10 protein-coding genes are annotated in these 7,841 nt (G+C 58.6%); 4 read left to right on the forward strand and 6 right to left on the reverse strand.

Annotation, left to right across the window (positions count from 1 at the left end):
* Window positions 1–5: 5 nt before the first annotated feature.
* From DU29_RS0116545 to DU29_RS0116560, 4 genes are all read right to left on the reverse strand, one after another.
* Complete coding sequence (locus tag DU29_RS0116545; protein ID WP_028622672.1) at window positions 6–824, reverse strand: M48 family metallopeptidase; 819 nt, start codon at window positions 822–824, stop codon at window positions 6–8.
* 139 nt (window positions 825–963) lie between these two features.
* Window positions 964–1,587 (reverse strand): SOS response-associated peptidase, encoded by a 624-nt coding sequence (locus DU29_RS0116550; protein ID WP_028622673.1) that lies wholly within the window; start codon window positions 1,585–1,587, stop codon window positions 964–966.
* A gap of 35 nt (window positions 1,588–1,622) precedes the next feature.
* Complete coding sequence (locus DU29_RS0116555) at window positions 1,623–1,883, reverse strand: putative signal transducing protein (RefSeq protein ID WP_028622674.1); 261 nt, start codon at window positions 1,881–1,883, stop codon at window positions 1,623–1,625.
* A 9-nt stretch (window positions 1,884–1,892) separates the two neighbouring features.
* On the reverse strand, window positions 1,893–2,075 hold the full coding sequence (locus DU29_RS0116560; protein WP_028622675.1) for a CPXCG motif-containing cysteine-rich protein: 183 nt from the start codon (window positions 2,073–2,075) through the stop codon (window positions 1,893–1,895).
* Window positions 2,076–2,218: 143 nt separating this feature from the next.
* Between DU29_RS0116560 and DU29_RS0116565 the strand changes: the two genes are divergently transcribed.
* Complete coding sequence (locus tag DU29_RS0116565; RefSeq protein WP_028622676.1) at window positions 2,219–3,382, forward strand: 1-acyl-sn-glycerol-3-phosphate acyltransferase; 1,164 nt, start codon at window positions 2,219–2,221, stop codon at window positions 3,380–3,382.
* A 147-nt stretch (window positions 3,383–3,529) separates the two neighbouring features.
* Here the strand turns inward: DU29_RS0116565 and DU29_RS0116570 are convergent, their stop codons facing one another.
* On the reverse strand, window positions 3,530–3,808 hold the full coding sequence (locus tag DU29_RS0116570) for a hypothetical protein (protein ID WP_028622677.1): 279 nt from the start codon (window positions 3,806–3,808) through the stop codon (window positions 3,530–3,532).
* Window positions 3,809–4,002: 194 nt separating this feature from the next.
* Here DU29_RS0116570 and DU29_RS0116575 point away from each other — a divergent pair, with 194 nt between their 5' ends.
* Window positions 4,003–4,209 (forward strand): hypothetical protein, encoded by a 207-nt coding sequence (locus DU29_RS0116575; RefSeq protein WP_028622678.1) that lies wholly within the window; start codon window positions 4,003–4,005, stop codon window positions 4,207–4,209.
* 180 nt (window positions 4,210–4,389) lie between these two features.
* Here the strand turns inward: DU29_RS0116575 and DU29_RS0116580 are convergent, their stop codons facing one another.
* Window positions 4,390–4,974 carry a YajG family lipoprotein gene (locus DU29_RS0116580; RefSeq protein WP_028622679.1) on the reverse strand — a complete coding sequence of 195 codons (585 nt, stop codon included), beginning with the start codon at window positions 4,972–4,974 and terminating at the stop codon, window positions 4,390–4,392.
* Between the two features lie 206 nt (window positions 4,975–5,180).
* On the opposite strand from DU29_RS0116580, the gene DU29_RS0116585 reads away from it, so the two are divergent.
* On the forward strand, window positions 5,181–5,414 hold the full coding sequence (locus DU29_RS0116585) for a hypothetical protein (protein ID WP_028622680.1): 234 nt from the start codon (window positions 5,181–5,183) through the stop codon (window positions 5,412–5,414).
* A 739-nt stretch (window positions 5,415–6,153) separates the two neighbouring features.
* Window positions 6,154–7,662, forward strand: coding sequence for a malate dehydrogenase (quinone) (gene mqo, locus DU29_RS0116595; RefSeq protein WP_028622682.1), 1,509 nt, complete (start codon window positions 6,154–6,156; stop codon window positions 7,660–7,662).
* Window positions 7,663–7,841: the final 179 nt, after the last annotated feature.

Consider the following 7,841-nt stretch of genomic DNA (forward strand, 5'->3'; position numbering starts at 1 on the left):
GAACATCAGGACTTCGGCGCCTTCTCGTACAACGGCATCACTTTCGGAATCGCTGCCTGCAGCGAGGCAATACGACTGCTCGATGCCGGGTGAGTGCTCATGAACTCAGGCGGCGAACCTTCCGAGGCCTTGGCCATTTTGTTCCACAGAGTGATGGCGGCGTTCGGGTTGTAGCCGGCGCGCGCGGCCAGTTCCAGTCCGATCAGATCGGCTTCGTTCTCGTTGGAGCGGCTGTTCGGCAAGGTCATGCCGTAGTTGGCCACGGTGTCGGCCAGCGCCATGCTGCTCTGACCCAGACCGAACAAGGCACCGGCGCCCTGCTTGGCCATTTCAATCCCGTAAGCTTTGGACATCGCTTCGCGACCGTGCTCGCGCAGGGCGTGGGCGATTTCGTGGCCGAGAATGGCCGCGATCTCATCATCCGTCAGTTTCAGGCTGTCGATCAGGCCGGTATAGAAAATGATCTTGCCGCCAGGGCCGCAGTTGGCGTTGAGCTCGTCACTCTTGATCAGATTAACTTCCCATTTCCACTGAGCAGAGTCAGGACGGAAAATCGGCGCCTGGGCAATCAGTCGATTGGAGATGGCCTGTACGCGCTTGGCTTCAGTGCTGGTCTTGTCCAACACGCCCTTGCTGGTCGCCTCGCCCACAGTCTTCTGATAAGACTGAGCGTACATCTGATTGACCTCGTCAGTGGACAACATGCTGAACATGTACTGTTTGCGTTCAACGCCAACGGCGCCGCCGCTGGTGGTGTTGACCGACTGACAGCCGGCGAGCAGCAGACTTGCGCTCAGTGCACACAAAACCAATCGCTTGTTCATCAAAAAACTCCGTGGAAACCTGCCGGGTATCCTAGGCGCGGAATGATATCGGCGCCAGATACAACTGATATACAGACTTTCATTTGAGGAAAAGCTCCCCTCGCCTCAGGGAAAAATTTTCAGGTTTCACAGACACGAATTAACCCGGAGTCAGACACTCCGGCCCATTGAGCTTCGGATCATTCACCAGATTCGCCAACACCCGCTCGCGCAACGCAGCGGGTTCACCAAACAGCAACGCCTGCAAGGTATGTAGCGGTGTTTGCGGATCAAGCCACGCTTGCTGCCCTACCTCATCAAGAATCAGCGGGCGCCGTTGATTTGATGCCGGCTGGGTAATCACCGCCGTGCTCAGCCACACCTGCTCCTGTACTGGATAGGCTTCCCAGATGGCGGCAAAAAACAACGTCGAACCCTCCCCCGGCGTCAGCCAGTAAGGGCGTTTGCGCGCAGTGCCGCGCCATTCGTAAAAACCATTGGCCGGCAGCAGGCAGCGCCGCTCGCGCAATGCCTGACGAAACATCGGCTGCTCGGCAACGGTTTCAGCGCGGGCATGCGCCGGGGTGCGCGACAAATCGGTCAGCCATGGCGGCGTTAAGCCCCAACGGGCGCGGGCCAACTCGCGTGGGCCGTCAGCACCGGCTCGCAGCATCAACACCGAATCGTTGGGAGAAATGTTCCACTGGGCCTGCTGATCGGCAGGGAAGCCAGGCAGGGCCGCGAAGGCGGGGTTCCAGCGAAACAAGGCATAACGTCCACACATGGGGCAACACGACTCTTGATAAAACGAACGTCAGCCTAACAGACCAGCGTGCCGGGAAAGCTGTCCGGTTCTTCCCCGGGCAGCGGCAGCGCCGCATTGTACGCAGCGATCAGTTCGCGGGCGTAGTCAGCCTGGTCGTTTTCGACCGCCAAGCCCAACAGGCCGAATATCGGCAGTTCGCCACCGCCACCGACCAGATCACGCCCGGCCAGATGCGCCTCGATGCCCTCACTGGCGAGCATCCCTTGCAGCAGCTCGCCTTCCATCAGGTTTTCCGGTTCGTAGATTCGCTGCATGGCCGCCCCTTACTCGTTTTCGCTGAACACTTCGAGATGCCATTCCTTGCCGTGCACCTGCAGCACAAACGTTATCGGCCGACAGCACACCTGGCAGTCTTCGATATAGGTCTGATCCCCCCCCGACAGGTCGACGGACGTCTCGACCCCTTCACCACAATACGGACAATCATACTGCGCAGTTTCCAGCATCGCGGTCTCCCAGGTGACTTGTGCGTATAATCGCCGGTCTATTTGCAGGGCTATTTTTGTCTGGCCCACTTTTCAGACCGTGCCCTGTTGGTTTTCGATCAAAAACCTTTACTTACCCTAGCCGTTTCTAACAAGAGAGCATGATGGGCGAATTCGATGCCATCCGACCTTACGACGACAGCGAAGTCCCAGCGGTACTGAACCGGCTGCTCGGCGACAAGGCATTTCTAGACATCCTCATTCACTTCCGCTTCCCGCGTTATGCCGGTGCCTTCGGCTGGATGCTCAAACCCCTTATAGCCCATAAGCTGCGCCGTGAGTTTGCCGGCATCACTTCGGTGGCGACTTTGCAGGACAAGGTCGAATATTACGTCGACCACACCATCGAACGCGCTACCGACGGCGTCACCTATACCGGCGTCGAGCAGTTCAAGTCCGGCAGTGCCTACCTGTTCATCGCCAACCACCGCGACATCGTCATGGACCCGGCCTTCGTCAACTATGCCGTGTATCACGCCGGTTTACCGACGCCGCGTATCGCGATTGGTGACAACCTGTTGCAGAAGCCCTTCGTCAGCGACCTGATGCGTCTGAACAAGAGCTTTATCGTGCACCGATCCATCAGTGGTCGACGCGAGAAAATGGCGGCTTATCAGTTGCTATCGGCATACATCAACCACTCGATTCGCAACGACTGCGCTTCGATCTGGATTGCCCAGGCAGAAGGCCGGGCCAAGGATGGCGACGACCGCACCGAGTCGGCGATCCTGAAGATGTTCCACATGAGCCGCAAGGACGAGCCGTTCGGTGAAGTCATTCGCTCGCTGAACGTAACCCCGGTGTCGATCAGCTATGAATACGACCCGTGCGATCAGGCCAAAGCGCGCGAGTTGTACATCCGCGCCACCACCGGCACTTACACCAAAGTGCCAGGCGAGGATGATGTGAGCATCGCCAAGGGCATCACCGGCTACAAGGGTCGTGTGCATGTGAATTTCGCCGCGCCGATCACCGAACTGTTTGAAGACACCAAGTTGTTGGCAATCGAGATGGACAAGCAGATCCTCGGTGGATATCGCCTGTTCCCGGTGCATTACCTGGCTTACGCGCAGTGGAAAGATGCCGACCCGCAGCTGCTGGTGCCACTGGCCGCCGAGGTGTTCGAGTCGGACGAACTGGCCAAGGCGCAGGAAGAATGGCAGCGTCGCCTGGCTGAATGTCCGTCGGAACACCGTCCGTTCATGGTGCAGCAGTATGCGACGCCGGTGCGCAATCAGTATCGGGTGAAGGCGGGACTGGCGCTGTAGGTTTTGCTGGATACGACAATGGCGCCTTCGAGGCGCCGTTTTTGTCTGTCTGCACCACATCCCCTGTGGCGAGGGGACTTGTGTGCGCCTAAGGAGGTGCCGCAGGCGCGTGCTGCGTTCGGACAATCCTTTTGCTTAAAGCGGGATTCAAACCCGGGTACTGATCCACGACACCAGCAGCGCCACGCCCAGGCAGGCAAAGCCGAAGCGGTAAAAAAACCGGTTCATGCGCAGGGTCGCCCAATCCAGCGCAGGCTCTTCACTGGGCCGACTCTGACGCTGAGCCTGAAGGCTGGCCAGCGCGCGCTGCTCACGTTGACGCGTGGCATGCAGCAGCCAGCTGCCGGGGAACGCCAGAAACAGGGCGAGCAGGTTGATCAATTTGGCGGGATGGGCAGTAAACAGCGTGATCAAATGCAGCGACATCTCAAACCTCGGCAAACCCTGGGCAAGGTCGCCCGACCGGCGACCGCGGGGCGGATTCTACCGAAAGCCTGCCCGCGTGCCGTTCATTTCTGACAAAAAACAGCGAAACATCCGACAGAGTGTTGCTCTGTGTCACGGCACCGTCATCTGAATAAGCCAGTCTGGCGCCCCTCGAAAACGACACGGACATCACCATGCTGCACGCCGAAAATCAGGACCGCCTTTACCTCATCGCACAAAATGACGAACAACAGGCGTTGGTCGGCAGCCTCGCTTTCAACGTTCAGGATCGCAATTGGCTGGTCTACTGCGCACTGGGCGGGCACCAGCATGCGGATTTGCCGGAGATGGATTTGCTGACGGGTGTCAGTGTTCTCGATTTCTATTCGCAGGCCGCCTGAAACCGTATATCACTGTGGGAGCGAGCATGCTCGCGATGAGGGCTCGACATTCACTATTGAAGTCGTCCGACGCGCCGCCATCGCGAGCAAGCTCACTCCCACAAAAGCCTGCCAAAACGAGCAGGCACAAAAAAGCCCGGAGCCATCACTGGCACCGGGCTTTTTGATTTCAGCGTACGATCATTCGGCGAGAACCTGACCTACCGTCGGGTCCTTGAACAGGCGAGTCAGCGCGTCACTCAAGACATCACTCACCAGCTTGGTGTTGGTTTCCTGGTTAGGCGCCATACCGAAACGCTGGTCCAGCGAAGCGCCGTAACGGCCGCTGTAACGGCGATTGGCGTTTTGCACATCGGAGCGGAACGTCGCTCCGATGGTCGCTTCAGTCACGTACATGCCTTCTTTCGGCGACTGATATTTCAGCTCGGCGAGGGTCACGGTCAATTGCGGCGCGTTCATCGCGTTCGAGGTTGGCGTGAAGCCCAACAGGCGTACGGCTGCTTCGGCTTGCGCTTGCAGTTTCGGCAGGATCTGCGCGCCCTGCACCGTGATCGCGCTGGTTTCCGGGTACATGCCACCCCGGGTGCCCAGGGTTGGCGAAGGACGACCGTCCACCACTCTCACCACCACCGGCTGACCGCGGCCGACCGGCGCGAGTTGAGCGTTCAGCTTCGGCTCGGGATTCAGTTGTTGCGGGCTGTGGGCGCAGCCGGCCAGGGTCAAACCGGTCACAGTGATCAAACCGAACAACAGGCGTTGCAACATGCTCATCTCTCCAGAATCAGGCACTAACAGGCCGGCAGTATAGCGGTGCGCCATCGTCGCGACCTAGCGTCTCGCAACGATTGCTGAAAACTCTGACAAAGCCGGCGGGTAGCGGTTCCTGTCACACAGATGTCATCGCTCATACATGGCTGCGTCACGCGTCGCTGGCACTCTTCACAGCAATCACCCTCACACGGTATTTCGTCATGCGCTATCTCATCTCGCTGTTCGCGCCACGCCCGTTGCACCGCTGCTTCGCCCTGCTCGACCGCAACGGTCACTGCCAGGCTTTCAAGCAGTGCAGCCTCCAGCCGATGGGCGATGGCTGGGTCGAAATCGAAGAAATCCGTCTCAACTGGCTGCACCAGGCGTTGCCGCCCAGCGCACGCGTCAGCCCGCGTCGTCCACGCTCACGCGTGCAACATCTGTTGACCACCTGACCAGACGCTTAATAAAAGTCATTAAACACGTCCATTTCCCCACGTTTCTTCGCTACAATCTCCCCCCGATTATAAGGACGTCTCCTGATCGGGCCTCGCGACATCGCCAATGCGCTTGCATTGGCACCTTGTACCGCCCACAGAGAGCCGCCCACACAGATCGAGTGAAGCTGGCGCGCTTGCTGTTCCTCTGGCAAAACCTCCACTTTTCGCGAATCTGCAGAGCTGTCATTCCGCTCGGTCACTGAGCTTGTTTGCCCGTTTTTGCCTGTCATGACATCCATGTCGGCTACTCACTCGGGCACAGTGCCAGGCCTGGACAGCCCTTTTTGAGGTTCACGTCTTCAAAAGAGCGTGAAAAAAAACGGGTTTTCACAACTTCACAAGAGTGTGGCGAGCAAATGAATAGTTTTGCGTCTGAACATGCACCATTAGCGTCTGAAACAGCCCAACGACACAGGACCGAGTACTCCTCGAACACCGGAGCCTGAAGCCTGTCCGCTACGGATTTGGTTGCACAAACGGATGACTCGACCATAAGTCGAATTGCCAGCCGCGCGTTGAAATGAGTTCATAGACCTCATTGACCCGGCCGGTAGCGTCCGTCGAAGTTGCGATGAATTGCGAAGATTCGGACATGGCATCACCGCCACGGCGACCTGGGGCTTCACTGACACGCCCCGAACCGCCTGGCAGCCATGCCGACAATTTGGTGCTGCAGATTTTGGAGACGCGTTAAATGGCGCATAACGAAGCAGTCGACGTAGTACTTGTTGGGGCCGGCATCATGAGTGCCACCCTGGCGGTACTGCTCAAAGAGCTCGACCCCGCGATCAAGCTGGAAGTCGTCGAGCTGATGGATTCCGGTGCTGCCGAGAGTTCCAATCCGTGGAACAACGCCGGTACTGGCCACGCCGGGCTGTGTGAGCTCAATTACACGCCGCAGGCCGCCGACGGCACCGTCGACATCAAGAAAGCCGTGCACATCAACACCCAGTTTGAGGTGTCGAAGCAGTTCTGGTCGTACCTGACCAAAAAAGGCACCTTCGGCTCGTGCAAAACCTTCATCAGCCCGGTGCCGCACCTGAGCTTCGTGCAGGGCGACGGCGGCGTTTCCTTCCTCAAGGAACGCTTCGACGTGCTGAGCAAGCACCACGCCTTTGCCGACATGGAATACACCGAAGACAAAGCGAAGATGGCCGAGTGGATGCCGCTGATGATGCCGGGCCGTCCGGCTGACGAAGTGCTGGCCGCCACCCGCGTGATCAACGGCACCGACGTCAACTTCGGCGCCCTGACCAACCAATTGCTCAAGCACCTGACCAGCGCACCCGATGCCCAGGTCAAGTACTGCAAGCGCGTGACCGGCCTCAAGCGTAACGGCAGCGGCTGGACCGTCAGCATCAAGGACGTCAACAGCGGCAACAGCCGTGAGGTCGACGCCAAATTCGTATTCCTCGGCGCAGGCGGTGCGGCACTGCCGTTGTTGCAGGCGTCGGGCATCGAAGAAAGCAAAGGCTTCGGCGGTTTCCCGATCAGCGGCCAGTGGCTGCGTTGCGACAATCCGGACGTGGTCAAACATCACCAGGCCAAGGTGTACAGCCAGGCAGCGGTCGGTTCGCCGCCCATGTCGGTGCCGCACCTCGACACCCGTGTGGTGGATGGCAAGAAGTCGCTGCTGTTCGGACCTTACGCCGGTTTCACCACCAAGTTTCTCAAGCACGGTTCGTTCATGGACCTGCCGATGTCGGTTCGCGCCGGTAACATCGGCCCGATGCTGGCCGTGGCGAAAAACAACATGGACCTGACCAAATACCTGGTCAGCGAGGTGATGCAGTCGATGGAGCAACGACTCGATTCCCTGCGCCGTTTTTACCCGGAGGCGAAAGCCGAAGACTGGCGCCTTGAAGTGGCCGGCCAACGGGTGCAGATCATCAAGAAAGACCCGAAAAAAGGTGGCATTCTGCAGTTCGGTACCGAGCTGGTGGCGGCGAAGGACGGTACGCTGGCCGCACTGCTTGGCGCTTCGCCTGGCGCGTCGGTGACGGTTTCGATCATGCTGGAACTGATCGAAAAATGCTTCCCGGCCAAGACCTCCGGCGAATGGGCAACCAAACTGGCGGAAATTTTCCCGGCGCGGGAAAAAGTTCTGGAAACCGATGCTGTGCTGTATCGCAAGATCAACACACAGAACAACATCGCCCTGGAACTGGTTGAAGAAAGCAGCGAAACCCCAAGTTTCGCTTGATTGAGCCTCATAAAAAACGCTCCGCTCTCATTGAGAGTGGGGCGTTTTGTTATAGGTCCTGCAACAACTCTTGTGGCGAGGGAGCTTGCTCCCGGTGGGCTGCGAAGCGGCCCCAAAATGCGGCAAACGACGCAGATTTTGTGAGCGCTACGCACTCAAGCGGGAGCAAGCTCCCTCGC

This window comes from Pseudomonas sp. Ant30-3 (genome assembly GCF_000690905.1).
Classification (GTDB): Bacteria; Pseudomonadota; Gammaproteobacteria; order Pseudomonadales; family Pseudomonadaceae; genus Aquipseudomonas.